Here is a 25,179-nt window from a genome sequence, read left to right on the forward strand (position 1 = left end):
CTGCCCGCCACTGAGCGCGGCGCGCGTGTGCGTGCGCCGCGCTCAGGCGTTCCCCCGCCCCGGCCCTGCCGGGTTACCCACAGAAACCTCTTTCCCCACCGGTCCTCTTCCACCACTATGGTCACCCGACAAACTGGCTGGTACGTCAGGACCGGCGCGAGGAGGCGGGTGAATGGTTCGCTCCGAGGAGTACGGCGACGCATCGGCCGACGCTTCCGACGCGCGGCTCACGGAACTGCTGCGGGCCGGCCCGGCCACGGTCTATCCGGCGCTCCAGGAACTCCGCGCCCGGCACCAGCCCGCCGTGCTGTCCTACGCCCGCCTGTGCACCACGAGCGAGTCGGCGGCACGGCAGCTGGCGGCGCAGACGTTCACCCTCGCGGCCCGGGAGACGGCACGCGGGGTGGACCCGGGAGTCCCCTGGCGGCACCAACTCCTGTTGCTGACAGGGCGGGTGGCCACCTCGTGGTCCCTGGACGACCGCTCGGCCGGCCTGGATTCCGGCCTCCTCCTGCTCCTGAACACGGCGGCCCCGAAGCCCACCATGCTCCCGGCCTTCCAGTCCCTCCCCGCCCGTACCCAGGGCCTGGTCTGGTACGGCGTCGTCGAGCGGGAACCGGAGACCGTGACCGCCGCCTTCCTCGGCCTCACCCACGAGGACGTCGTCCACGGCACCGAACGGGCCCTGCGGGCCATGGCCCAGGCCTGCCTGAAGTCCCGTCTGGCCGCCTCCGACGACCCGCGCTGCGGTGACTTCCGGCGCCTGATCGAGGAGTCGGTACGCCCCGACCACCCCCGCGACAGCGCCGATCTGCACGCCCACATGGCGCACTGCGCCCACTGCACGGGCGCGTACGAGGAACTGACGGCGCTGCGGGACGCTCCGCGGGCGACGCTGGCGGAGGGGCTGCTGCCGTGGGCGGGGGCGTCGTACGCGCTGCGGGACCGCGCCGAGGCGAGGGGCAACACCCGCAACGCCCTTGGGACTCCCGCGACTTGGGCGCCCTCGACCTGGTCGCCCGCGCGCCGGCTGGTGCTGGCCTCGGCGGCGCTGGGCGTGGCGTTGGTGCCGCTGCTGTTCTTCCTGCTGCGGCCGGGCGACTCACCGCGTCCGGGCGCTGCGGCGGCCACGGTGGCGATCCCGTCGACCCCGTCGGAGGTGACGGTGACGGCGACGGTCCCGGTGACGCCGTCGACGTCACCCTCCAAGTCGCCTTCCCCGACGCGGAGTTCGAAGCCGACGCACTCGGCGAGCCCCACCCCCTCTCCCACCGCCCACGCGCCCGACGGCACCTACGCCCGGATCGTGAACGTCTCCACGAGCCGGTGCCTGGACGTCCGGGACGGCGACCTGACGGAGGGCACGGATGTGATCACGGCCCCCTGCACCTCGTCCAACACCCAGCTGTGGCGCGTGGATTCGGCCCGCGGAGTGGTGCAGTCGTCCGCCGACTCCGACCTGTGCCTGGACAGCCGGGGGTCCGTGGACAAGGGGGTCGGCATCTGGGAGTGCGCTTCGGTGGGCGGGAGTCACGGCGAGAACCTGAAGTTCACGGTGGACGACGACGGGGTGATCCGCCCGGCGATCGCGATCCTGACGGGGATGACGCCGGGGGACGGTGACGGGGTTTCACTGGAGCCGCTGACCGGGGGCACGGAGCAGCGGTGGCGGGCGGGGTGAAGCACGCATGTGCGTGTGAGCCGTACCGCAGCGGCCGGTATCGGTGAGACTGGGCAGTCCGAACTGTGGCTCCGGCAAAGGGAGTTGGGCATGGCGGCACAGAACATCGACGAGGTCGTGGACGGGCTCGCCGAGATCGTGCGGGAGGCGACCCGCACAGGAGACCGGATCGGATACTTCGCGGCCCTGTACCGACAGGTGACCGTCGAGATCCGCAAGGCCATCCACGAGGGACGGTTCGAGGACGGCCCCCGGATGGACCGTTTCGACACGCTCTTCGGCAACCGCTACTTCGAGGCCCACGACGCCTGGCTCCGCGACCGCGGCGGACCGCGCTGCTGGCGCGAGACGTTCGGGCTGCTGGACGACCGCGACACCGTCATCGTCCAGCACCTGATCCTCGGCGTGAACGCCCACATCAACCTGGACCTCGCCGTCGCCGCCGCACGGACCAGCCCCGGCGCGGACATCCACGCCCTCCAGCACGACTACCTGCTGATCAACGACATCCTCGCGCGGGTGGTCCTGGCGGTGCAGGACTCGGTCGACGCCCTGTCCCCGCTCCTGTCCCTCCTGGACAGGGTCGGCGGCCGCACCGACGAGCAGATCCTCGACTTCAGCATCGTCCAGTCCCGCGCGGAGGCCTGGCACAACACCGTCCTGCTCGCCGGCCAGACCGAAGCGGAACGCGCGACCACCATCGACCGCCTCGACATCCGCGCCGCCGTACTCGCCCGCCTGATAGCCCGCCCGGGCGCCCTGGTCCGCCCGGCCCTGGAACTGATCCGCCACACGGAGAGCGACGACGTGGCGGCGGTCATCACCCACCTGGACAACGCGATGCAGAAGGCGGGGTAAGGCACTGGGCCGTCCCTGGCGTCGAGCGCGTGAAAACGTGTATCGCCGCGGATGACGTGCGCCTGGCCTGTGGGCCATGCATCAGGGTCGGCGGCGCGACCGGCGTCCAGTTCATCGAGCGGAACCCGTCCGGCATCCCACTCCGGTCCCGGTCGTCACAGGGGCCGATGTCGTGATCGTCGGCTGTTTCTCCGGTAAGGGCCGGGAAGCAGCGCTGCTCTGCGAGAAGACCGCCGCCGAAGCGGCGGTCTTCGTGACCCCTCTGACGCCGCGTCAACGTCGCGCGCTGACCGGAATGCTCGGCTGTCCCGCCGTAAGTCTCGCTGAAGTCCTGGCAGTTGCCTGAAGGCCGCTCACTCCACCGTCACCGACTTCGCCAGGTTCCGTGGCTGGTCCACCTCGTTGCCGCGGGCCGTGGCCAGTTCGCAGGCGAAGACCTGCAACGGGACGGTGGCGACGAGGGGTTGGAGGAGGGTGGGGGTGGCGGGGATGCGGATCAGGTGGTCGGCGTACGGGACGACGGTCTCGTCGCCCTCCTCCGCGATGACGATGGTCATCGCGCCCCGCGCCCGGATCTCCTGGATGTTGGACACGATCTTGTCGTGGAGTACGGAACGGCCGCGCGGGGAGGGCACGACGACCACGACCGGCATACCCTCCTCGATCAGCGCGATCGGCCCGTGCTTCAACTCCCCCGCCGCGAAGCCCTCGGCGTGCATGTACGCCAACTCCTTGAGCTTCAGGGCGCCTTCGAGAGCGACGGGGTAGCCGACATGGCGGCCGAGGAACAGCACGGTGTTCTTGGAGGCCACCGAGCGCGCCAACTCCCGTACCGGCTCCATGGTTTCCAGCACGCGTTCGACCTCGCCGGAGATCTGCGAGAGGTCGCGGATGACGGCCTGGATCTCGTCGCCCCACTTGGTGCCCCGCACCTGGCCGAGATACAGGGCGACCAGGTAGCACGCCACCAGCTGTGTCAGGAACGCCTTCGTCGACGCCACGGCGACCTCAGGACCCGCGTGCGTGTACAGCACCGCGTCCGACTCACGGGGAATCGTCGAGCCGTTGGTGTTGCAGATGGCCAGGACTTTTGAGCCCTGCTCCCTCGCGTGCCGCAGCGCCATCAGCGTGTCCATCGTCTCGCCGGACTGCGAGATCGCGATGACCAGGGACCGCGCGCCCAGGATCGGGTCCCGGTAACGGAACTCGCTCGCCAGCTCCACCTCGCACGGGATACGCGTCCAGTGCTCGATGGCGTACTTGGCGATCAGCCCGGCGTGGAAGGCCGTACCGCAGGCGACGATGACGACCTTGTCGATCTCCCTCAACTCGTGGACGGGGATGCGGACTTCGTCCAGCGTGAGCAGGCCCGCCGCGTCGATCCGGCCGAGCAGCGTGTCCGCGACCGCCTTCGGCTGCTCGGCGATCTCCTTGAGCATGAAGTAGTCGTAGCCGCCCTTCTCGGCGGCGGAGGCGTCCCAGTCGACGTGGTAGGAGCGGACCTCGGCCGGAGCGCCGTCGAAACCGGTGACCGTCACGCCGTCGCGGCGCAGCTCCACCACCTGGTCCTGGCCGAGCTCGATCGCGGACCGCGTATGGGCGATGAACGCGGCGACGTCGGAGGCGAGAAAGGCCTCGCCCTCGCCGACGCCGACCACGAGCGGCGAGTTCCGCCGCGCGCCCACGACCACGTCCGGCTCGTCCGCGTGTACGGCGACCAGCGTGAACGCGCCCTCCAGCCGCCGGCACACCTGCCGCATCGCCTCCGCGAGGTCCGCGCACGCCGAGAACTCCTCGGCCAGCAGATGCGCGACCACCTCGGTGTCCGTGTCGGAGGCGAGATCGTGCCCGCGCTCGGTCAGCTCGGCCCGCAGACAGGCGAAGTTCTCGATGATGCCGTTGTGGACGACGGCGACGCGCCCCGCGTTGTCGAGATGAGGGTGGGCGTTGGCGTCCGTAGGACCGCCATGCGTGGCCCAGCGCGTGTGCCCGATGCCGGTCGACCCCGCCGGCAGCGGCCGATCGACCAGTTCCTTCTCCAGATTGACGAGCTTCCCGGCCTTCTTGGCCGCCGCCAGCCCGCCGTCGGCGAGCACGGCGACGCCCGCCGAGTCGTACCCCCGGTACTCCAGCCGCTTCAGTCCGGCCATCACCACATCGAGCGCCGACTGCGACCCCACGTATCCCACGATTCCGCACATGCGCGGCAGCCTAGGCGTCGAAGCCCTCCCGAACACGGCACTTCGTGCCCGATTTCGGAAATTCCGGCCACCGATGGAAGCGCCTGCTATGGCTTCCGGACACCCGGGGTGACGCACCCCACCCACCACCCCGTTCAAACTCCGTTAACAATGGACTGTGATCTCTCCGGTCTCCCCGATGCCCCGGAGCGCCCACCGGCACAAGCCGGAGGCGACTCCCTACGTCGACCTCACCCGAGCCGAGTGGAGCGCGCTGCGCGACAAGACGCCGCTGCCGCTCACCGCCGACGAGGTCGAGAAGCTGCGCGGTCTCGGTGATGTCATCGACCTCGACGAGGTGCGGGACATCTACCTCCCGCTGTCCAGACTCCTCAACCTCTACGTCGGCGCCACGGACGGCCTCAGAAGCGCCCTGAACACCTTCCTGGGCGAGCAGGGCTCCCAGTCCGGCACCCCGTTCGTGATAGGCGTCGCCGGCTCCGTGGCCGTAGGGAAATCGACCGTCGCGCGCCTCCTCCAGGCGCTGCTCTCCCGCTGGCCCGAGCACCCCCGCGTCGAGCTGGTCACCACCGACGGCTTCCTGCTGCCCACACGGGAGCTGCAGGCGCGCGGGCTGATGTCGCGGAAGGGGTTCCCGGAGTCGTACGACCGCCGGGCGCTCACCCGTTTCGTCGCCGACATCAAGGCGGGCAAGGACGAGGTCACCGCGCCCGTGTACTCCCACCTCATCTACGACATCGTGCCCGACCAGCGGCTCACGGTCCGGCGGCCCGACATCCTGATCGTGGAGGGGCTGAACGTGCTGCAGCCCGCGCTCCCCGGCAAGGACGGCCGTACGCGGGTCGGTCTCGCCGACTACTTCGACTTCAGTGTGTACGTCGACGCGAGCGCCGAGGACATCGAGCGCTGGTACCTGAACCGGTTCCGCAAGCTGCGCGCGACCGCCTTCCAGAACCCGGACTCGTACTTCCGCAAGTACACCCAGGTCTCCGAGGACGAGGCCGTCGACTACGCCCGCACCCTCTGGCGCACGATCAACAAGCCCAACCTGGTCGAGAACATCGCCCCCACGCGGGGCCGCGCCACCCTGGTCGTCCGCAAGGGCCCGGACCACAAGGTGCGGCGGCTCAGCCTGCGGAAGCTGTAGAGCCGCCTGATAGAAGTGCGTCATGCTGCACCTGCGCCTGATCACCCCCGCCGACCGGACCGACGACGTGGTCCGGCTGATCGAGACGACCGTCGGCACCACGCATCTCGTCGTCCTGACCGGCGCCGCCCGCAACCCGTCCGGCGATGTCGTGATGTGCGATGTCGCCCGCGAGGCCGGTGACGAACTCATCGGCGGGCTGCGGGAGTTGGGGGTCGACCGGACCGGCTCGATCGCCGTCGAGAACATCGACCTGTCGTTGTCGGAGCGGGCCGACACGGCTCAGGACGAGGCGCCCGGCGAGGGCGCGGACGCGGTGCTGTGGGAGCACCTGGCGGACGCGACGCACGAGGAGTCGACGCTCACCGTCACCTACGTCGCGTTCCTGGCCGTCGCCACGATGCTCGCGGCCTGCGGTGTGATGCTGGACAACGCGATCCTGATCGTGGGCGCGATGGCCGTGGGACCGGAGTTCGGGCCGCTCGCGGGGATCTCGACCGCGCTGGTGCGGAAGGCGCCGCAGCTGGTGTGGCGGTCGCTGTGGGCGCTGCTCGCCGGGTTCGCGGTGGCCATGGTGCTGACGGTGGGCTTCAGTTGGCTGCTGGACGCCTTCGGACTGTTCGAGAAGTCCATGGTGGAGGCGGCCCGGCCCAACACCGCCTTCATCTGGAAGCCGGACTGGATGTCCTTCGTCGTGGCGTTCCTGGCCGGCATCGCGGGCACGCTGTCGCTGACGTCCGCGAAGTCCGGTGCGCTGATCGGGGTGGCGATCTCGGTGACGACCGTCCCGGCCGCCGCGAACGCCGCCGTGGCCCTCAGCTACACGGACTACTCCCAGACGTGGGGCTCCACTTGGCAGCTGCTCGCCAACCTCGGCGGGATCGTGCTGGCGGGCACGCTCACGCTGCTGGCCCAACGGGCCTTCTGGGCCTGGCAACGTGAGCGCGCCCCCGCCGAACTCTCCTAGCCGAGCGCCGACTTCACCGCGTCGGCCAACCGCCCGGCCACAGACCGCGCCTGGTCGATGTCGGCGGCCTCGACCATCACCCGCACCAACGGCTCCGTACCCGAAGGCCGCAGCAACACCCGCCCCGTGGACCCGAGTTCACGCTCCGCCTCGGCGACCGCGGCAGCCAGGTCCGCGGACGTGCCGACCCGCGTGCGGTCCACGTCCGGCACATTGATGAGCACCTGCGGCAGCCGCACCATCACGGACGCGAGGTCCTTGAGCGTACGGCCGGTGTCGGCGACCCGGGCCGCCAGCATCAGGCCGGTCAGCGTGCCGTCGCCGGTGGTGGCGTGGTCCAGGATGATCACGTGCCCGGACTGCTCGCCGCCCAGCGCGTAGCCGTGCTCCTTCATCTCCTCCAGGACGTAGCGGTCGCCGACCGCGGTCTGGACGAGGGTGAGGCCCTCGCGTTCCATGGCCAGTTTGAAGCCGAGGTTCGACATGACGGTCGCGACGACGGTGTCGGAGCGCAGTGCGGAACGCTCCCGCATCGCCAGCGCGAGCACGGCCATGATCTGGTCCCCGTCAACCTCTTCGCCGGTGTGGTCCACGGCCAGGCAGCGGTCGGCGTCGCCGTCGTGCGCGATGCCGAAGTCGGCGCCGTGCTCGACGACGGCGGCCTTGAGCAGCCCGAGGTGGGTGGAACCGCAGCCGTCGTTGATGTTGAGGCCGTCGGGGTCGGTGCCGATGGTGATGATCTCGGCGCCGGCCCGGGAGAAGGCCTCCGGGGAGACGCGGGCGGCGGCGCCGTGCGCCTCGTCGAGGACGATCTTCAGCCCGTCGAGCCGGTTCGGGAGCACGCCGATGAGATGGGCGACGTACTGGTCGAAGCCTTCGTTGTAGTGCCGGACCCGGCCGACGCCCGAACCGGTCGGACGGTCCCAGGGGGCGCCGGTGCGGTGCTCCTCGTAGACCTTCTCGATCCGGTCCTCCAGCTCGTCGTCGAGCTTGTGCCCGCCGCGCGCGAGGAACTTGAGGCCGTTGTCGGGCATGGCGTTGTGGCTCGCGGAGAGCACCACACCGAGGTCGGCGCCCAGCACACCGGTGAGATACGCCACCGCGGGGGTGGGCAGCACACCGACGAGCAGTACGTCCACTCCCGAGCTGGCGAGGCCGGCGACCACGGCGGCCTCCAGGAACTCCCCGGACGCGCGCGGGTCCCGCCCGACCACGGCCGTTGCCCGGTGGCCGGCGAACGTGCCCGCCTCGGCGAGTACATGCGCCGCCGCGACGGAGAGGCCGAGGGCCAGTTCGGCCGTCAGATCCGCGTTGGCGACACCGCGCACGCCGTCCGTGCCGAAGAGTCGTCCCACTTGTCCTCCTGAGGAAGGCGAAAGTTCTGCAGGGCGAAAGTCCTGCGTTCCAGGCATACGATGCCTGTTCATCCGATCACACAAGCCTTTGAGCGCCTTGTGCCGTTATACGCCCCAGTCTGTGATAAACGAACGCCCCGACGGCACGAGTGGCGTGCCGCCGGGGCGTTCGGAGTACAGACAGCAGGCGAGTCTTAGCGCTTGCTGTACTGCGGAGCCTTGCGGGCCTTCTTGAGACCGGCCTTCTTGCGCTCGACCGCACGGTCGTCGCGACGGAGGTAACCGGCCTTCTTGAGGGCGCCGCGGTTGTTGTCCACGTCGGCCTCGTTCAGCGCGCGGGCCACGCCGAGGCGCAGGGCGCCGGCCTGGCCGGAGACGCCGCCACCCGAGATGCGGGCGATGACGTCGTAGCGGCCGTCGAGCTCGAGCACCTTGAAGGGCTCGTTGACTTCCTGCTGGTGGACCTTGTTCGGGAAGTAGTCCTCGAGCGTGCGCCCGTTGACCTTCCACTTGCCGGTGCCGGGCACGATGCGAACGCGCGCGATGGCGTTCTTGCGGCGGCCCAGGCCGGCGGCCGGCTGCGGGTCGCCGAAGCGGCCGGCGAGCGACTCGGAGGTGTACTCGCCCTCGACGGGCACCTCGGACTCGGTGGTGTAGCTCTCGATGTCGACGAGCTCGGTCTCGGTCTCTTCGACCGGCTGCTCAACAGTGGTCTCGGCCACGGTTCTCCTCAGATCTTTTCTGTTTAGGGGTGTGGCCGGAACTACTGCGCGACCTGGGTGATCTCGAACGGCACCGGCTGCTGCGCAGCGTGCGGGTGCTGGTCGCCCGAGTAGACCTTCAGCTTCGAGATCATCTGACGGCCCAGGGTGTTCTTGGGGATCATGCCCTTGATGGCCTTCTCGACGGCCTTCTCGGGGTTCTTCGCCAGCAGCTCGTCGTAACGGACGGAGCGCAGACCACCCGGGTAGCCGGAGTGGCGGTACGCCAGCTTCTGGGTCTTCTTGTTGCCGGACAGGTGAACCTTGTCGGCGTTGATGATGATGACGAAGTCGCCCATGTCCATGTGCGGGGCATAGGTCGGCTTGTGCTTGCCGCGGAGGAGGTTCGCGGCAGTGGTAGCCAGACGGCCGAGGACGATGTCCTGGGCGTCGATGACGTGCCACTGGCGAGTCACATCGCCGGGCTTGGGGCTGTACGTACGCACTTCGCAGCCTTCTTCTTCAGTGGATGGGTGCTGAAATTGGCATCACTGAAGCGATCGTGCAGCTGGGGACGACAGTGCCGGGTCCAGCGCCCGTATGCCGCCCACTGGTAACTGCTCCAGGGAACCTACGTAGGGGCTTCTCGTGTGAGAACGACCAAGCCGATACGCATAACAAACCGTAAGAGTACTCGTGCCTGGCCGGACGGGTCAAAACGCGGCGGGACCGGCAAGGAGCGCGTGCGGAAAGTGACGGCGAAAACACTTACCGCGACATCCCAACGTCAGTTCCCACAGGCCTCGTTGAGGCGCACCGGTACCCCCGTCCCCCCGTCTAGGATGCGACCCATGAGCTTCGGGCAGGGGGGACCCCAGTCCCAGTGGGATCCCTGGAAACCGCAATCGCAGCAGCCGTGGGGCGGCAACGTCGACGACGAGACCCCGGACTGGGCCGCGCTCGCCGACCGGGCGGAGACGCGCAACCGGCGCAAGAGACTGCTGCTGATAGGCGGCGGCGCGGTCGCGACGATAGCCGTCGGGACGGCCGTCGCCATGGCCGTGATGTCCGCGAACGGCGACGACACCGCCTCCGGCAAGCCGACGAACCTGCCCGCGAGCGGGTCCCTGCCGAGCGTCGGCGCCACCTCGCCGTCCTTCGCGCCGACCAGCGCGCCGCCGCCGCTGGACCCGAAGGAGTTCATCTCCAGCAAGGCCAAGGACACCGCGCCGCTCAGCGCGGAACTCCTGTTCCCCGGCACGCAGTTGACCATGGGCTCGACCGTGTACAAGAAGGGCCCGACGGCCGACACCACCAACTGCGCCTCGGCCGCCCAGTCGACCCTCCCGAAGGTCCTCACGGCCAACGACTGCACCCGTCTGATGCGCGTCACCTACACCAAGGGCAATGTCGCGGTGACCGTCGGCGTGGCCGTCTTCGACTCCGAGGCCCAGGCGACGAAGGTCAAGACCCAGGCGGACAAGAAGGCCATCATCCGCTCGCTGTCCGGCAAGGGCGTCAAGCCGTTCTGCGACGGCGCCGTGTGCCGTACGACCACCAACTCCTACGGCCGCTACGCCTACTTCACGATCGCCGGCTTCACCAACGGCACGGACGTGACGACGAAGGACACCCAGGTCTTCACCATCGGCGACGACCTGGCCGAGTTCGCGTTCCGTCAGATCGGCAGGCGGGGCGAGGCGCAGGCCTCGGCGGCAGCGGCGGCCGGATAGCGGGTCGGCCCCGCCCTGCCCGTGGTGTCGCGTCAGCTCCAGTCGCGCGCCTCGGCCAGCACCGGTGCCTCCCGGTAGGGCGGGAACGCGGGTGCCTCGTCACGCGGGTCCGACGTGAAGACCCACGTCCGGTAGGACCAGAACCGGAAGAGGGTCGCGACGCCGATGCCGAGGAACTTGCAGACGTTGGTGGCGATCGGGCTGTCCCAGCCGAGTCCGTAGGTGGTCGCGTAGAGGACCGAGTTCTCGATGACGAGGCCGACCGCGCTGAAGAAGAGGAAGAGGCCCAGCTCCCGCCGCCTGCCGGTCCGGTCGTCCTGGGTCCGCTCCCGGTAGGCGAAATACCGGAGGCCGAGGTAGTTGCCCAGGATGGCGCAGGCCGTCGCCACGACACCCGCCCTCACCGTCTGCCAGTGGGCGAGGCTCCTGATGAGGTTGAAGACCCCGAGGTTGACCACGAATCCCGACAGCCCGACCACGCCGAACTTCGCGATCTCGCGGTACAGATGCCCCCACCGCGAGGGAGTCGCATGCCGTCCGCTCACGGTCCGGATCAGCCCCGTCTGTGGCGCAGCCGCAGCCGCAGCGGCACCACGGCCGACTCCAGCTGTGTGGCGAAGTTCATCTTGGACACGCCTTCGGTGCGCTCCTCGAACCGGATCGGGATCTCGACCGCGCTGTGTCCGGCCCGTACGGCCTTGAACTTCAGCTCGACCTGGAAGCTGTAGCCGGCGCTGTCCAGAGTCGCGAGGTCCACGTCACGCAGCGTCTGTGCCGACCACAGGTTGAAGCCGGCCGTGATGTCCCGGATCTTGGTGCCGAGCACGGTCCGGGCGTAGCGGTTGGCGAACCGGGACAGCAGGACGCGGTGCCTGCCCCAGTCCTCGTCCAGTGAGCCGCCCTCGACGTACCGGCTGCCGACGACCAGGCCGACTCCCGAGGCCACGGCCGTGCCGAGCATCCGCGGGACCGCCTCGACGGGATGGCTTCCGTCGGCGTCCATCTGGACGACGTAGGCGGCGCCCTCCGCGAGCGCGGCGCTCATGCCCGCGACGTAGGCGCGCCCGAGGCCGTCCTTCTCGGTGCGGTGCAGCACGCTCATCCGGCGCACGCCGTCGGCGTTGTACTTCTCCGCCAGCTCCTCGGCGATCCGCCCGGTGCCGTCGGGGCTCGAGTCGTCGACGATCTTCAGGTGCAGCCCGTCGAGCGGCAGGCCGAGGACCAGCTCGGCCATCCGGGGCAGGTTCGCCGCCTCGTTGTACGTCGGCATCACGATGGTGACCGGTACGCCGGGGTGTCTCTCGTGGTCCGTCATGTCTTTCCGTTCCCTCCCCTAGAGTCCCCGCAGGGACCTCTCCCCATCCGGCGCGGGTCTGCCCAGCGCGCGGAAATGCCAGCCCGCCGCGGTCCAGCGGTCCGCGTCGAGCACCCCCCGGCCGTCCACGAGGTACGGACGGGACACCAGCCCCGCGGCCCGCTCCGGGTCGATCTCCCGGAACTGCGGCCACTCGGTGAGATGCAGCACGAGGCCGGCTCCCCTGAGCGCCTCCTCGGCCGACATCGCGTAGCCGAGGAGCGGGAACGCCTTGCGGGCGTTGTCCAGCGCCTCGGGGTCGTAGACCGTGACATCGGCGCCGTCGAGCCGCAGCCGGGCGGCCACGTTGAGCGCGGGCGAGTCGCGGATGTCGTCGGAGTCGGGCTTGAAAGCCGCTCCCAGTACGGCGATCCGGGCGCCGAGCACCGATCCCCCGCACAGCTCGCGCGCCAGCCCGACGACCTTGTCGCGGCGGCGCATGTTGATCGCGTCGACCTCGCGCAGGAACGCCAGGGAGACGCCGAGTTCGTCGGCGCGGTGCGCGAAGGCGCGGATGTCCTTGGGCAGACAGCCGCCTCCGAAGCCGACTCCGGCGCGCAGGAACTTCCGGCCGATCCGGTCGTCGTGGCCGATCGCCTCGGCGAGGACGCCGACGTCGCCGCCGGCCGCCTCGCAGATCTCGGCCATCGCGTTGATGAAGGAGATCTTGGTGGCGAGGAAGGCGTTGGCGGCCGTCTTGACGAGTTCGGCGGTCGGGAAGTCGGCGGTGACCAGCGGGGTGCCGGCGTCGAGGACGGGGGTGTACACCTGACGAAGGATCGTTTCCGCGCGCGAAGACCGTACCCCGAGAACCAGCCGGTCCGGCCGCAGCGTGTCCTCGACGGCGAAGCCCTCGCGCAGGAACTCCGGGTTCCAGGCGACCTCGACACCCTGGTGCACCGTCGCCAGCCGGCCGGCCGTCCCCACCGGCACGGTCGACTTGCCGACCAGCAGCGCGCCCTCCCCCGCGTGCTCGGCGATCGCCGCGAAGGCCGCGTCGACGTACGTCAGGTCGGCGCCCTCGGAGTCCTTGCGCTGCGGGGTGCCGACACACACGAAGTGCACGTCGGCGAAGGCGCCGGCCGCCGGGTAGTCGGTGGTGAACCGGAGCCGTCCGCTGGCCGTGTGCTTCGCGATCAGCTCCGGCAGCCCGGGCTCGTGGAACGGCACCCGCCCCGCCTGCAGCGCGGCGACCTTGTCGGGGTCCACGTCGACCCCGAGCACCTCGTGTCCCAGCTCCGCCATGCAGGCGGCATGGGTGGCACCCAGATAGCCGGTGCCGATGACTGTGAGCCGCATCCAGCGGCCTCCTTCACAACTCCGTGTCGGCCGCTACTTGCGTTCGAGAACCTGCACCACGACATGGTTCAACTTCACCGTGCGACCGGCTCTGAAGGACTTCTCGATCGCCGCCGCGGTCTTCTCGTTCATGCCGGTGAGCAGCGGACGCCCGTCGCTGACGGTGGAGACCAGCCACAGCCGGTCGGTGCCCTTGAGACAGCTCGCCGGCTTGCGGCACTCGGTGGCGCCGTAGGACCCGTTCTGCTGCGGGGTGTACTCCATGAGCACGTCCTCGGGGGCCTTGCGGTCCCGCAGTTCGTACGCCATGGCCCGGCGCTCCGACATCCCGCCGTTGAAGATCATCCCGTCGCCGGACCTCTCGCCCGCCGCGATGGCGTTCGCCGCGCCCCGGAAGTCCGGTTCCGTCGGCAGGTCCTTCTTGGCGTCGCCGATCGCCGGCCACGCCACGAAGGCGTACCCGGCCGCCACGGCCGCGACCAGCAGCCCGCTCAGCACCTGCGCGCCGGTCCCCCGGCGGGCGTCGGGGTCGAGCCTGCCGACGAGCCGGGTCAGGCCTGCGGCCACCAGCAGCGTCCAGGCCGGGATGGTGAACAGCAGGTACCGCGGCAGGAAGAGGTGCAGCTGGTTGGCGGTCACGAAAGTGAGCACCGGCGGCAGGACGGCCCAGGCGGCGAGCAGCACCGAGTACCGCCCGGCCACCAGCAGGCCGACCACGCCGAGGGCCATCACCGCTCCGCCGGTGATCCACGACCCGAACAGGGTGTCCGGGAGCTGGGTCAGGTCCTTGGTCGTGGTGACGTTCCAGGCGATCTGGCCGCTCTGCCCGGTACCCTGCGCGACCATCGGGAAGGTGATGGACAGTCCGAGCATGGCCGCGCCGGCGAAGGCGTAGTGGGCGATGCGGTCGCCCCGCTTCTTGGCCAGGAAGACGAGCCACACATGCCCGGCGAGCACCGCCATGGCCACCAGGTGGCTGAACCCCGTGGCCGCGAGGGCGAGCCCGTACAGCGTCCAGTTGCGCAGGCTCGGCCTGTCCAGCGCCCGGATCAGCCACAGGGTGGCCAACAGAGCGAACATCGTCGCGAAGGCGTACGGCCGGGCCTCCTGACCGTACCTGGTGATCGCCGGCACCACGGCGAACAGCAGTCCGGCCAGCACTCCGGTGCGCACCGCGAACATCCGGCGCCCCAGGAGCCCGACCAGACCGGCCGAGACCGCCATGGCGAGCGCCTCCGGCAGCCGCAGCATCGCCGCCGAGTCCCCGGCGACGTCGATCCACAGATGCATGACCGCGTAGTACGGCGCGATCACGACGTCGATGCTGCCGATCAGCCGTCCGAGGTCGTGCCACGAGATCGTGGACGCCCACCAGGTGGCGTGCTCGTCGCGCCACAGCTGGCGCCCGCCCAGCCCGGGCACCACACAGACGGCCGCGACCAGCGCGGGCAGCACGAAGGCGAGCCATGCCGAGCCCCGGCCGGCGCCGTCGGCGGACCTCCGGTGCTCGGAGGAGGCGCCCTCCTCGGGTTCCTCGGCGGCCGTCTCGTCGACCGATGGTGTGTACGCCGTCATCGCTTCACCCAGATCCGGTACGGCTCCTGTCCGCCGTCCTTGTCGGAGGGCCGCAGCACGGCCAGCAGCCGGTAGTCCGCACTTCCGCGCAGCGCCTCGGGAACGGAGCCGGTCCGCAGCACGATCGCGTCGTAGGAGCCCTTCTTCACCTCGGCCGTCAGAGCCGCGCCCTGCCCGGCCTGGTGCCACTGAGCCGGCTTCGTCTGCGCCTTGAGGTAGTAGGCGGAGATCTCCGGGTCGTCCGTCAGGTACTCGCCCTTGGTGTCCACGACCTCGCGCAGGGCGCCGATCATGGCGGCCGAGTCCGGCGGCCGGTACAGCCCCCCGGTCTGGGCCATGCCGATGACCAGGGCGGCGACGTAGATCATGATGCCGATCTGCGGGTACCGGAAGTGGGCGCCCATCATCCGCGAGACGCCGAGACCGGCCATCGGCACCGCGAAGAGCAGTCCGAAGCCGACGTGGATGTACAGCGAGCTGCCGTTGCCCAGCCAGGCCTGGTAGAGCGGGGCGAGCAGGGCGGTGGCGCACATCGTCAGACCGAGCAGGGAGCGCCGGACCGCGCCCGGAGCGCCGCCCTCGGCCCACGGCATCTCGCCCATCCGGGCCCGCCGGATGAAGCCGACGGCACCGATCACCGCGACCAGCAGGACGACCCCGCCCCACTCGGCGCTCTCCTTGAGCAGCTCGACGGCGCTGTCGGTGCCCTTCACGTTCCAACCGCTCGGCGTGCCGGCGAGCTGGACGCCGGCGAAGCACAGGGCACCGGTGGCCCCCGCGAAGATCGCACCCCGCAGGAAAGCTCCCGCGCCCCGGAAACGGTAGGCGGTCAGTACGGCGAGCACGGTCAGCGTGGGCAGGTAGAGGGCGGCCGCGTAGGCGGCGAACGGCGCGAGGGCCGCGAAGGGCGCCGCGAGCAGCACGGCCGCGGGGCCGGCCTGCCGGGTCCGGGCCAGCAGCCACAGGGCGGCGGCGAGCAGGAACAGCGACAGGGAGTGCGGGGAGGCGTAGCGACCGGTGAAGGCGGTCGACTCCAGCACGGAGTACATGGCGGCGGCCGCGAGACCGGCCCGCGCGTTGAACAGCAGCCGGGTGGCGCCGAACAGCAGCGCCGTGGCCCCCAGCGCCCACGCCAGACTCAGTGCGCGGGCCCCGGCGAGGCCGAGCTGGGAGACCAGCCCCGAGAGCTCGCCGTCGGATGTGAGGAACTTCGCCTCCTGGGGGAAGGCGCTGCCGTCGAGCCGGAAGGACAGCCCGGCCTGCACAAGCAGGATCAGGAGCAGGACGCCCCGGCTGATCCACGCCGAGCGGCTGTTGTCGACCGACCAGGCCGACACCGGGACCTCGGGCAGCACATAGCCCGGCTCCGGCTCGGGCTCCGGCTCAGGTTCGACGACGGTGTACTCCGGCACGTAGTACTCGGCGTCGGAGCCGCCCGTGTTGGGACGCGCGTAGTGCTGCTGCCCGGGTGTCGGCTGCTGGGGGATGTAGGGCTGCTGCCCGCCGTACGGCTGCTGGTAGCCGTAGGCCTGCTGATCGCCGTACGCCTGCTGGTCTCCGTAGGCCTGCTGATCGCCGTACGCCTGCTGGTCTCCGTAGGCCTGCCGGTCGTCGTAGACCTGTTGCTGCTGCTCGGAGTAGGGCGGGTGGTGCTGCTGCCAGTCCTGTTGCTGCCCGGGCTCCGACCAGCCGCCGTCCTGCTGCTGCGTCGTCATGAACGCGGCACCTCGAATCCGAAGTCGTCGTCGGCGATGAGGCGCTTGAACTCGGCCAGGGCGAGCGGGCTGCTCTGAATGCGCCAGTCGGCCCGCTTGGGGATGTTGAACCACAGAAAGCCGATGACGTCCTTGTCCGCCTTCACGCCTCCGAGCAGCGCGCGCACATCGGCGCGCCGCCGCTCCCCGGGCTCGGACGAGGTCTCGCTGATCAGCACCGGCTTGTCGGTGAACGCGTCGATCTGTTCGCGGGTCGGGCCGTAGAGGGTGTCGAAGGTGTGCGCACCGGTCCGCGTCCAGTAGCCGACGATGCCGACCCAGTCGACGTAGGCGTCACCGGGCCAGTACGGCTTCAGCTTCACGGAGGGGACCGGGTTGACGACGTTCGGGCTCCACACCCAGATGACGTTGGTGGCGCCGACGTCCTGGAAGACGTCGTGGATGTGCCGCCACGCCTTCACGAAGGTCGCGGGGGTGGTGTCCTTGGTGCCCCACGGATACCAGTGACCGTTCATCTCGTGGCCGAAGCTGATCGCCACGGGCACGTTCGTCTTGCGCACGCTGTCCGCGTACTTCTTGATGTACGTGTCCTGCGAGCCGTCGGCGATCTTGTCGAGGCCGGGCTTGAACGGCTCCCACGACACGTACATCAGACCGCCGTCGCCGAAGATGTTCTGCGCGCCCTTGGCGTTGAAGCCGTCGCCCCACGACGAGTAGGAGCCGACCATGTCGGGCTTCTTGCCGACGGTCTCCGCGAAGGCGTCCACCGGCTTCAGCGAGCTGGGCGCGCCGTTCAGGGCCACCCCGAAGTACTCCTTGTCGGGGTGCAGCAGCGGTTTCACGTCGTACGGCGGCTGCGCCCCGGACGCCTTCGAGGAGGACCCGGCGGCCGGTTTCTTCGCGGCCTCCGCGGCAGGGTCGTCGCCCCCGAGCACACCGCAACCGGCGACCGCCGCCAGGGACATCACCGCCGCGCACAGCGGGAGGACGGTCTTGCGGATCATGCGGGTTCACCTGCTGACGTATGTTCCCTGGGCTGGATGAGCGCTCGCGCGACGACCAGCGCGTAGAACAGTCCGGAGGACAGGACGAGGGCGAAGTCCGGCGGATAGCCGGTGAACAGCCGGTACACGGCCGCGCCGACCCAGACCACGGCGGTGCCGCCGCTCCAGATCCACAGGCCGAGCCAGAACCGGCGGGTCTTGTTCTTCTTGGCGCCCTTGGAGCCGGTCGGCTGCCAGCCCATGCGCTGCTTGCGCAGGATGTCCCAGATGGCGAAGACATGCGCCCAGCCGTACATCATCCGCGCCGACCAGGCCTCCAGCCGGTACGGCGCCTTGTGCCACATCGGGAAGACGAGGGTGGTGTAGACGATGCTGGGCAGCACCCAGACGAGGTGCTTGACCTGGAGCATCTCCGGGCTGGTGAGCAGCAGCATGATGGGCACGAGCGGCGCGAGGAAGGTGAACAGCGCCGTGTGGATGTAGTAGAAGAAGCCGGACATGTAGCAGAGCCGGCTGAAGAAACTGATCGGCGCGTCCCAGAACTTCTTGCTGGCGAGCAGCGACATCGAGCCGGAGCACCAGCGGTACTGCTGGTTGAAGAAGGCACCGGCGGTGTCCGGGCACACGCCCGTGGACAGCGCGACCGGCACGTACTTCAGGTCCCAGCCGAGCCCGCGGAGGTCGAACCCGGTGTGCACGTCCTCGGAGTGCTCGATGAGGGTCGTGCCGCCGTTGGTGTCCAGCGCGGCCCGCCGGTAGACGGCACAGGAACCGACGCAGATGGCGCCGTCGCTGTTCTGCCGGGACACCTGCACGGACCGGTAGAACAGCTCCTGCACGGCACCGGCACCGCGCTCGATCCAGTTCTGCGAGTCCAGCACCCGGAAGTACTGCGGGGACTGCACGATCCCGATGCGCTCGTCGGCCTCCATGTACGGCAGCAGCTCCTCCAGGAGGTCGGAGCGCGGCGTGAAGTCGGCGTCGAGGATCAGGATGTACTTGCCGTCGGACTGGCCGAACCCGAAGTGCAGGTTGCCGGCCTTCTTGAACCAGCCGCGGTTCTCGCGGGTGCCGTAGCGGAAGCCGAAGTCCCGGGCCATGGCGGCGAGCTCGGGGCTCGCGCCGTCGTCGAGGACGAAGGGCACACAGGTGCCGGGGTAGCGGTCGGCCAGCTGCCGCACATGGGTCCAGGTGTTGTGCAGCACCTCGATGGGTTCGCCGCACACCGGCAGGAAGACGTCCACGCTGGGGTAGACCGGGGGTCGCCAGTCGCGGACGAGCTGCTGGTGGTACTCGAAGTCGAAGTCGCGCGTGAAGCCGTTGACCTTCAGCGACACGAGGTAGTAGACGACGGTGAAGAACAGCGGTGGCGCGAAGATCCACATCAGTGGGCTGGCCTTGGTCAGCGCCACCTGACTGACGGTCAGGCACCCGAAGCTGACGATCGAGGCGAGCGTCAGCACCCACAGGCGCCTCTTGACGTACGAATACTTCTCCGCATACGACGGCGGCGCGGGCAGAAGTCCCAGGGACGCCTGTTCGGCGCCACGCTTTCCTCCACGCCTTGTCGATCGGTGCCCCCCGGCACCGGTCACTCCGGACATGCGGGCAGAGTCAATGGATGACATTCCTACCCTCCGGGCCACGGGCCCGATGTGTTCCCCACCCCAAAACGCCCCTTTCGAACAAAGGGGCTGGATGGGAAAGATTATCCGAGGGATGTGAATGACGTAAGAGCACTGTGGAGATATACGACCGACAAGTCCCCTTATGGGCCTTATCTTTCTTGAAGAGTGGGGTAACCATCAGGTTTCAGATCCGGACCACCCGGGCATACCCCTCCACTTGTGCGCTTCTTGTCACACCCCCCGCAGGCCTGGAAACCGGCTGCCGATCTTCTTTCAGCCAGGGGGCACCCCACACGACCGGTTCGAACGCGCGACGCTCCGCACTCGGATCGACGCTCGCGGTAGGCGGCGACGCCACCGGCGGCACGAAGTTCGTGAAGGGCACGCTCGTTGGTGCGGGCCGCGAACACGCCGTTCCCACTGACGATGCCGAAGCGAAACGCGCCCCATAGTGCCCAAAAACCTCAACTGATGATAAGAACAACCACTTAGTCTTCACGTTTGTGCCGTGCCCGTGACCGCTCCGGGTGCGAACACGAGGGGGGTCCCGATTTGCCCGGGTTTTCCATGCCCGCACGCGGTGGCCGTCATCGCAACCGGCGGCGCACATGGTTGTTGTCCATCGTGGCCGCGGCCACCGCCGCACTGATCGGCACGCTGATCAGCCTGGTGGCATCGTCGGCCCAGGCCGACCAGAACACCCAGGGCGTCGACAACCTGCGCACCAACTGGGACCAGGACGAAGCCTCCCTCTCCCCCGCGGTCGTCCAGTCCTCCGCCTTCGGCCGGCTCTTCGCCACCAAACTGGACGGTCAGATATACGCCCAGCCGCTGGTGCTGGGCGACCAGGTGATCGCCGTCACCGAGAGAAACACCCTGTACGGCCTCGACCGCACCACCGGCGCGATCGAGTGGAGCAAGAACTACGGCCCCTCGTGGCCGGCGTCGGCGATCGGCTGCGGGGACCTGGTGCCGGACATCGGCGCCACCGCGACACCGGTCTACGACCCCGCCACCAACTCCCTCTACTTCACCACCAAGGTCGACGACGGCACCGCCACACACCGTCACCCGCGCTGGCTGATGCACGCCGTGGATCCGACCTCCGGGGCCGAGCGCTCCGGGTGGCCGGTCACCATCGCCGGAAGCCCCGTCAACGACCCGAGCGTCACCTTCGACGCCTACTACGAGCAGCAGCGCCCCGGCCTGCTGCTGATGAACGGCGTCGTCTACGCGGGCTTCGGCGCCCACTGCGACGCATGGCCCTACCGCGGCTATGTGGTCGGCGTCAGCACCACGGCGCACAGCATCACCTCGATGTGGGCCACGGCGACCGGGGCCGGCACCGGCGGCGCCGGCATCTGGCAGGCGGGCGGCGGCCTCGTCTCGGACGGTTCCGGCCGGATCTTCTTCAGCACCGGCAACGGCATCAGCCCGGCGCCGGGCCCGGGCAAGACCGTCCAGGGAACCCTGGCCGAGTCCGTCGTACGCCTCCAGGTGGGCGCGGACAACAGCCTCAGTACGGCCGACTTCTTCAGCCCCAGCAACGCCGCCACCCTGGACCTCAACGACCAGGACATCTCCTCGGGCGCCCCGATGGCGCTGCCGGACGGCTTCGGCACCAGCGAGCACCCCCATCTGCTGGTCCAGCAGGGCAAGGACGGGCGGGTGTTCCTGCTCGACCGCGACAACCTCGGCGGCATGGGCCAGGGGCCCCAGGGCGGCGACGCCGCGGTCAGCGTGTCCGGCCCCTACCAGGGCATGTGGGGACACCCCGCGTTCTGGGGCGGCGACGGCGGCTACGTCTACGTCGTCGGCAACCAGGGTCCGCTGCGCGCCCTCAAGTACGGCGTGCGCAACGGCGGTACGCCCACGCTCACCCTCACCGGCCAGAGCCAGGACACCTTCGGCTACACCAGCGGCTCCCCCCTGGTCACGTCCGACGGCACGGACGAGTCCGGCGCCCTGGTGTGGATGACCTCCGCGAGCAACGCCTCCGGGGCCGACGGCACCTTGCGTGCCTACAGCCCCACCCCCGACGGCAACGGCCGCCTCCAACTGCTGTGGTCGGCGCCGATCGGCACCGCGACGAAGTTCAGCACGCCGACCGCCGAGCGCGGCAAGGTGTACGTCGGTACCCGGGACGGTGTGCTCTACGGCTTCGGCAGCCCGGCCAGGACCGCCCTGACCGCGGCCTCGCTGGACTTCGGCCAGGTCGGGGTCGGCGGCAGCGGCTCCGGCCGGATGAAGCTGACGGCCACGCAGGACGTCAGCATCACCGGGCTCACGGCCTCCGGCCCGTTCACGGTCGACCCGTCCGCCGTACCCACCCCCGCACAACCCACGGCGCTGGCGGCGAACGCCACTCTCGACGTTCCGATCGGCTTCGCCCCCACCACCACCGGCGGCGTCAACGGCACCCTGACCGCGAACCTGTCGGACGGCCAGAAGCTCGTCTTCGCCCTCCACGGCATCGGCACCAGGCCCGGCTTCGGGGCGGCGCCCGGCGCCCTGGACTTCGGGGAGATACCCACCGGCAGCACCTCGACGCTGAACCTCCAGGTCACCAACACCGGCACCGAACCGGAGACCGTCACCTCGGTCGACGCGCCCGGCGGCGCCTTCTCCACCTCGGGGCTGCCGAGCGCGGGGACGGTCGTACCGGCCGGTGGCTCGTTCGTGCTCTCGGTCACCTACACGCCGACCACCGACCAGGTCGACAGCGACGCGCTCGTGATCAGCAGCAACGGCAGCGGCGGCGCCACCCACACCCTGAGCGTGCCGGTCACCGCGACGGCCATCACCGGGCAGGGACACCTGGAGTTCTCCACGAGCTCCCTGGACTTCGGCAAGGTCCCGATCGGCAGCTCCAAGTCGCTGACGTTCACCATCACCAACACCGGCAACATCCCGGTGACGGTGACCAAGGCCAAGGCACCGACGGGTGACTTCAACAGCCCGTTGCAGCTGTCGGAGGGCCTGGTCATCGGTCCCGAGCAGACCGCGGTGCAGAGCGTGACGTTCACTCCGCGTTCCGCCGCGGACCTCAACGCCTCCTACGAGGTCACCGGCACCGGGACCGACGACAACGGCAGCCCCCAGGGCGCCATGTACGTCCAGGTCAAGGGCACCGGTACCGGCACGGCCACGACCACCTCGACCGCCGATGGACTGTGGCAGACCAACGGCTCGGCGGTGCAGGCCGACGGCGGCGTCCAGCTGACCCCGGCCACCAGCAACCAGGCGGGCTCGGCGGTGTACACCAAGCCGTTGCGCACCGACGGTCTGCGGGCCACGTTCACCGCGAAGTTCGGGCCCGGCACCGGCGGGAAGGGCATGACGCTCGCTCTCCTCGACCCGGCCCAGAACTCCGCCTCGGCGCTGGGCGGGACCGGTGACGGCCTCGGCATCGCGGGGCGGCCGGGCACGGTGATCGCGCTCGGCACCGGCTGGAACCAGACGCTGAAGGCGCAGAACTTCGTGGGGATCGGCCGCAGTTCGGCCGGCTCGTCGACGATCGGCTACCCGTCGGTGGTCCCGCTCACCACCTCACTGCGCCAGGGCACGCACCAGGTCGACGTCCAGGTGGCCACCGGCCATGTGTACGTCTGGGTCGACGGGACCCAGGTGGTGGACGCGACGCCGACGCTGACCCCCACCGCGCTGCTCGCCTTCTCCGGCGCCAACGCCGACAGCTCCGACGTGCAGACGGTGAGCGGTCCCGTCATCAGCGAGGGGCCGCCGGCGGCCACTTCCCTCCACCTCACCGCCCCGAGCACGGGCGTCCCGGGCCGGTCGCTGACCGTCACCGGCGCCCTCACCTCGACCGCGGCGCTCCCCGCGGGCCAGGTCGCGCACATCACGCGGAACGGGACAGCGCTGCCGGATGTGACGACGCAGGCGGACGGCTCCTTCACCTTCACCGACACCCCGCCGACAGAGGGCACCTACACCTACGCCGCGAGCTACGCGGGGGACGCGACGCACGGAACGGCGAGCACCACGAGCCTCGTCCAGGTGTCCAAACTGACCACCACCGTCAGTCTTACGTCACCGGCCACGTCCACCCGCGCGCAGAAGCTGACCGTGTCCGGCAAGCTCTCCGGCTCGCCCTTCGCCGCCGGAGGGGTCGTCAAGGTCACGAGGACCGACCTCGCCAACACGTCCGGCACCGCACTCGCCGACGCCAAGGTCGCCGCGGACGGTTCGTTCACGTTCTCGGACACCCCGCAGATCGGCGGCGCCAACACCTACAAGGTGACCTACGGCGGCGACGTCTCGCACCGGCCGGGAAGCACCAGCACCACCGTCCAGGTCTCCCGGACCGCCACGTCCCTGACCGTCGCGACCGACCACGCGACGTACGCGTACGCCCAGACCGCGAAGATCACCGCGCACCTCGGCACGACGTACAACAAGCGCACGGTGGCGATCTACGCCAAGCCGTACGGCGGCACATCGGTCCTGGTGAAGTCGGGCACGGTGGACTCCCACGGCAATCTGACGGGGTCCTACAAGCTCGCCCACAACACCACGTTCAGCGCGGTGTTCGCCGGCGACTACCGGTACGCCCCGAAGACCGCCGCACGCAGTGTGCAGACCCAGGTACGCATCTCGGAGACGCTGTCCGGCTACTACACGAGCACGCACTACGGCAGCACCCTCTACCGGGTGTACCACCACACCGCCAAGGAGCAACTGGACGTCACGGTCACACCCGACAAGGCCGGCCAGTGCATCCTCTTCCGGGTGCAGCGCTACTACAGCGGCGCCTGGCACACGCAGACCACCACTCCCTGCGCGGCCTTGAGTTCCGCAAGCGCAGGCCGCCACAAGATGTCCCTGACCAACTCCGTGGGAAGCAAGTTCCGCATCGCCGCGGAGTACGTCCACAGCAGCAGGGACACCACCAACCCCAGCACCTGGGGCGCCTGGCAGTACTTCACCGTCAGACAGTGAGCACGACCGCGACCGGCTGAACAGCCCCGCCCTCGGCCGGCGGCCCAGGGCGGGTCCTCGCCGGCAGTCGGTTCAGGACCCGCCCCCGGACGGCAGAGACCGTCGATTCCGCGCCTCCTTGTTCCGCGCGGCCAGCAACTCGTCCGCCGGGTACGCGACCTCTTCCAACGTCAGCCCGTGCGGCCGTACGACATGCACGGCGCTGTCCCGCACCCCCGCGTCCAGCACCTTCCGCGGCCACTCCGCGCCTCGGTGCCCGTCGCCGACGAACAGCAACGCGCCGACCATGGACCGCACCTGGTTGTGACAGAAGGCGTCGGCACGCACCTCGATCTCGACGACACCATCACCCCGCCGCCGCACCCCGAAGTCGAGAATCTCCCGGATCGTCGTCGCCCCTTCACGCTTCTTCGCGTACGCGGCGAAGTCATGCTCCCCCACAAGGGACTTGGCGGCGGCGTCCATCACGTCCACGTCCAACTCCCAGTCGTGCCACAGCACATGGTTCCGCAGCAGGGGGTCCACTCCCCCCGGCCGGTCCCCCACCCGGTAGACGTAACGCCGCCACAGCGCCGCGAACCGCGCGTTGAAGCCCTCGGGAGCCTCCGCCAGCGACCACACCCGCACATCCTTCGGCAGCCGCCCGGCAAGCCGCTTCAGCAGCTTCTCCTGGTGCTCGGCCCAGAGGGAGACGGGCAGATCGACATGCGCCACCTGCCCCCGAGCATGCACCCCGGCATCGGTCCGCCCGGCAACGGTCAGGTCGTACGTCACGTCCCCCGCCCGCGTCACGGTCCGCAACGCGTCCTCGACCTCCCCCTGCACGGTCCGCCGCCCCCCGGCCTGCTTGGCCCACCCGGAGAACGCGGTCCCGTCGTAAGAGAGATCAAGCCGCACACGAACAAACCCGGCCTCTACTTCGTCACTCACACCGAGATCCTCTCAGGAACACAAAAGCGGGCCCGCTCCCAAAAAGAGCGGGCCCACTGGAGCACCCCTTCA

At 69.8% G+C, this 25,179-nt stretch carries 18 protein-coding genes; 6 read left to right on the top strand and 12 right to left on the bottom strand.

Features of this window, described 5'->3' with window-relative positions; translation table 11 throughout:
- Window positions 1-172: 172 nt before the first annotated feature.
- Together SSP08S_RS34655 and SSP08S_RS34660 are read left to right on the top strand one after the other, a co-directional pair.
- Window positions 173-1,681, top strand: a complete 1,509-nt coding sequence (locus SSP08S_RS34655) for an RICIN domain-containing protein (RefSeq protein WP_019072257.1) — start codon at window positions 173-175, stop codon at window positions 1,679-1,681.
- A gap of 90 nt (window positions 1,682-1,771) precedes the next feature.
- Window positions 1,772-2,539 carry a DUF5995 family protein gene (locus tag SSP08S_RS34660; protein WP_019072258.1) on the top strand — a complete coding sequence of 256 codons (768 nt, stop codon included), beginning with the start codon at window positions 1,772-1,774 and terminating at the stop codon, window positions 2,537-2,539.
- A 353-nt stretch (window positions 2,540-2,892) separates the two neighbouring features.
- Here the strand turns inward: SSP08S_RS34660 and glmS are convergent, their stop codons facing one another.
- Window positions 2,893-4,740 carry a glutamine--fructose-6-phosphate transaminase (isomerizing) gene (gene glmS / locus SSP08S_RS34665; protein ID WP_078532606.1) on the bottom strand — a complete coding sequence of 616 codons (1,848 nt, stop codon included), beginning with the start codon at window positions 4,738-4,740 and terminating at the stop codon, window positions 2,893-2,895.
- Window positions 4,741-4,918: 178 nt separating this feature from the next.
- Here glmS and coaA point away from each other — a divergent pair, with 178 nt between their 5' ends.
- Together coaA and SSP08S_RS34675 are read left to right on the top strand one after the other, a co-directional pair.
- A complete protein-coding gene (gene coaA, locus SSP08S_RS34670; RefSeq protein ID WP_019072260.1) occupies window positions 4,919-5,887 on the top strand; it encodes a type I pantothenate kinase in 969 nt (322 codons plus the stop codon).
- A 22-nt stretch (window positions 5,888-5,909) separates the two neighbouring features.
- A complete protein-coding gene (locus tag SSP08S_RS34675; protein ID WP_019072261.1) occupies window positions 5,910-6,854 on the top strand; it encodes a DUF389 domain-containing protein in 945 nt (314 codons plus the stop codon).
- Here SSP08S_RS34675 and glmM read toward each other — a convergent pair.
- From glmM to rplM, 3 genes are all read right to left on the bottom strand, one after another.
- Window positions 6,851-8,209, bottom strand: coding sequence for a phosphoglucosamine mutase (gene glmM, locus SSP08S_RS34680; protein WP_019072262.1), 1,359 nt, complete (start codon window positions 8,207-8,209; stop codon window positions 6,851-6,853). The genes SSP08S_RS34675 and glmM overlap by 4 nt on opposite strands.
- A 194-nt stretch (window positions 8,210-8,403) precedes the next feature.
- Window positions 8,404-8,931: a 30S ribosomal protein S9 gene (gene rpsI, locus SSP08S_RS34685; protein ID WP_019072263.1), complete on the bottom strand. Its 528-nt coding sequence runs from the start codon at window positions 8,929-8,931 to the stop codon at window positions 8,404-8,406.
- A 41-nt stretch (window positions 8,932-8,972) separates the two neighbouring features.
- Entirely contained in the window at window positions 8,973-9,416 is a 444-nt protein-coding gene (rplM, locus tag SSP08S_RS34690; protein WP_013001400.1) for a 50S ribosomal protein L13, read from the bottom strand.
- Window positions 9,417-9,761: 345 nt separating this feature from the next.
- Here rplM and SSP08S_RS34695 point away from each other — a divergent pair, with 345 nt between their 5' ends.
- Entirely contained in the window at window positions 9,762-10,643 is an 882-nt protein-coding gene (locus SSP08S_RS34695) for a hypothetical protein (protein WP_019072264.1), read from the top strand.
- A 32-nt stretch (window positions 10,644-10,675) separates the two neighbouring features.
- Here SSP08S_RS34695 and SSP08S_RS34700 read toward each other — a convergent pair whose 3' ends face one another.
- From SSP08S_RS34700 to SSP08S_RS34730, 7 genes are read right to left on the bottom strand one after another with little or no spacing between them, the layout of a single operon-like run.
- Window positions 10,676-11,188, bottom strand: a complete 513-nt coding sequence (locus SSP08S_RS34700) for a GtrA family protein (protein ID WP_019072265.1) — start codon at window positions 11,186-11,188, stop codon at window positions 10,676-10,678.
- 8 nt (window positions 11,189-11,196) lie between these two features.
- Window positions 11,197-11,958, bottom strand: coding sequence for a polyprenol monophosphomannose synthase (locus tag SSP08S_RS34705; RefSeq protein ID WP_019072266.1), 762 nt, complete (start codon window positions 11,956-11,958; stop codon window positions 11,197-11,199).
- An 18-nt stretch (window positions 11,959-11,976) separates the two neighbouring features.
- Window positions 11,977-13,296 (bottom strand): UDP-glucose dehydrogenase family protein, encoded by a 1,320-nt coding sequence (locus SSP08S_RS34710; RefSeq protein ID WP_019072267.1) that lies wholly within the window; start codon window positions 13,294-13,296, stop codon window positions 11,977-11,979.
- A gap of 33 nt (window positions 13,297-13,329) precedes the next feature.
- Complete coding sequence (locus tag SSP08S_RS56435) at window positions 13,330-14,871, bottom strand: glycosyltransferase family 39 protein (RefSeq protein ID WP_019072268.1); 1,542 nt, start codon at window positions 14,869-14,871, stop codon at window positions 13,330-13,332.
- Window positions 14,868-16,586: a glycosyltransferase family 39 protein gene (locus tag SSP08S_RS34720; protein WP_019072269.1), complete on the bottom strand. Its 1,719-nt coding sequence runs from the start codon at window positions 16,584-16,586 to the stop codon at window positions 14,868-14,870. The genes SSP08S_RS56435 and SSP08S_RS34720 overlap by 4 nt, the downstream gene beginning before the upstream one ends.
- Window positions 16,583-17,590 (bottom strand): glycoside hydrolase family 26 protein, encoded by a 1,008-nt coding sequence (locus SSP08S_RS34725; RefSeq protein WP_019072270.1) that lies wholly within the window; start codon window positions 17,588-17,590, stop codon window positions 16,583-16,585. Before SSP08S_RS34725 ends, SSP08S_RS34720 begins: the two co-directional genes overlap by 4 nt.
- On the bottom strand, window positions 17,587-19,053 hold the full coding sequence (locus tag SSP08S_RS34730; protein WP_019072271.1) for a glycosyltransferase family 2 protein: 1,467 nt from the start codon (window positions 19,051-19,053) through the stop codon (window positions 17,587-17,589). The genes SSP08S_RS34725 and SSP08S_RS34730 overlap by 4 nt, the downstream gene beginning before the upstream one ends.
- A 789-nt stretch (window positions 19,054-19,842) precedes the next feature.
- Here SSP08S_RS34730 and SSP08S_RS34735 point away from each other — a divergent pair.
- Window positions 19,843-24,177, top strand: a complete 4,335-nt coding sequence (locus tag SSP08S_RS34735) for an Ig-like domain-containing protein (protein ID WP_019072272.1) — start codon at window positions 19,843-19,845, stop codon at window positions 24,175-24,177.
- Window positions 24,178-24,249: 72 nt separating this feature from the next.
- Here SSP08S_RS34735 and truA read toward each other — a convergent pair whose 3' ends face one another.
- Window positions 24,250-25,107: a tRNA pseudouridine(38-40) synthase TruA gene (gene truA / locus SSP08S_RS34740; protein WP_019072273.1), complete on the bottom strand. Its 858-nt coding sequence runs from the start codon at window positions 25,105-25,107 to the stop codon at window positions 24,250-24,252.
- Between the last annotated feature and the right edge of the window lie 72 nt (window positions 25,108-25,179).

It is taken from the genome of Streptomyces hokutonensis (genome assembly GCF_000376565.1).
Lineage (GTDB): Bacteria > Actinomycetota > Actinomycetes > Streptomycetales > Streptomycetaceae > Streptomyces > Streptomyces hokutonensis.

Bases quoted from the DNA above. Each gene is read 5' to 3' on its own strand.
- SSP08S_RS34675 (WP_019072261.1), top strand. From the start codon at position 5,910: ATGCTGCACCTGCGCCTGATCACCCCCGCCGACCGGACCGACGACGTG.
- SSP08S_RS34725 (WP_019072270.1), bottom strand. From the start codon at position 17,590: ATGATCCGCAAGACCGTCCTCCCGCTGTGCGCGGCGGTGATGTCCCTG.
- SSP08S_RS56435 (WP_019072268.1), bottom strand. From the start codon at position 14,871: ATGACGGCGTACACACCATCGGTCGACGAGACGGCCGCCGAGGAACCC.
- SSP08S_RS34695 (WP_019072264.1), top strand. From the start codon at position 9,762: ATGAGCTTCGGGCAGGGGGGACCCCAGTCCCAGTGGGATCCCTGGAAA.
- SSP08S_RS34660 (WP_019072258.1), top strand. From the start codon at position 1,772: ATGGCGGCACAGAACATCGACGAGGTCGTGGACGGGCTCGCCGAGATC.
- SSP08S_RS34705 (WP_019072266.1), bottom strand. From the start codon at position 11,958: ATGACGGACCACGAGAGACACCCCGGCGTACCGGTCACCATCGTGATG.
- glmS (WP_078532606.1), bottom strand. From the start codon at position 4,740: ATGTGCGGAATCGTGGGATACGTGGGGTCGCAGTCGGCGCTCGATGTG.
- SSP08S_RS34720 (WP_019072269.1), bottom strand. From the start codon at position 16,586: ATGACGACGCAGCAGCAGGACGGCGGCTGGTCGGAGCCCGGGCAGCAA.
- SSP08S_RS34655 (WP_019072257.1), top strand. From the start codon at position 173: ATGGTTCGCTCCGAGGAGTACGGCGACGCATCGGCCGACGCTTCCGAC.
- coaA (WP_019072260.1), top strand. From the start codon at position 4,919: ATGCCCCGGAGCGCCCACCGGCACAAGCCGGAGGCGACTCCCTACGTC.
- SSP08S_RS34710 (WP_019072267.1), bottom strand. From the start codon at position 13,296: ATGCGGCTCACAGTCATCGGCACCGGCTATCTGGGTGCCACCCATGCC.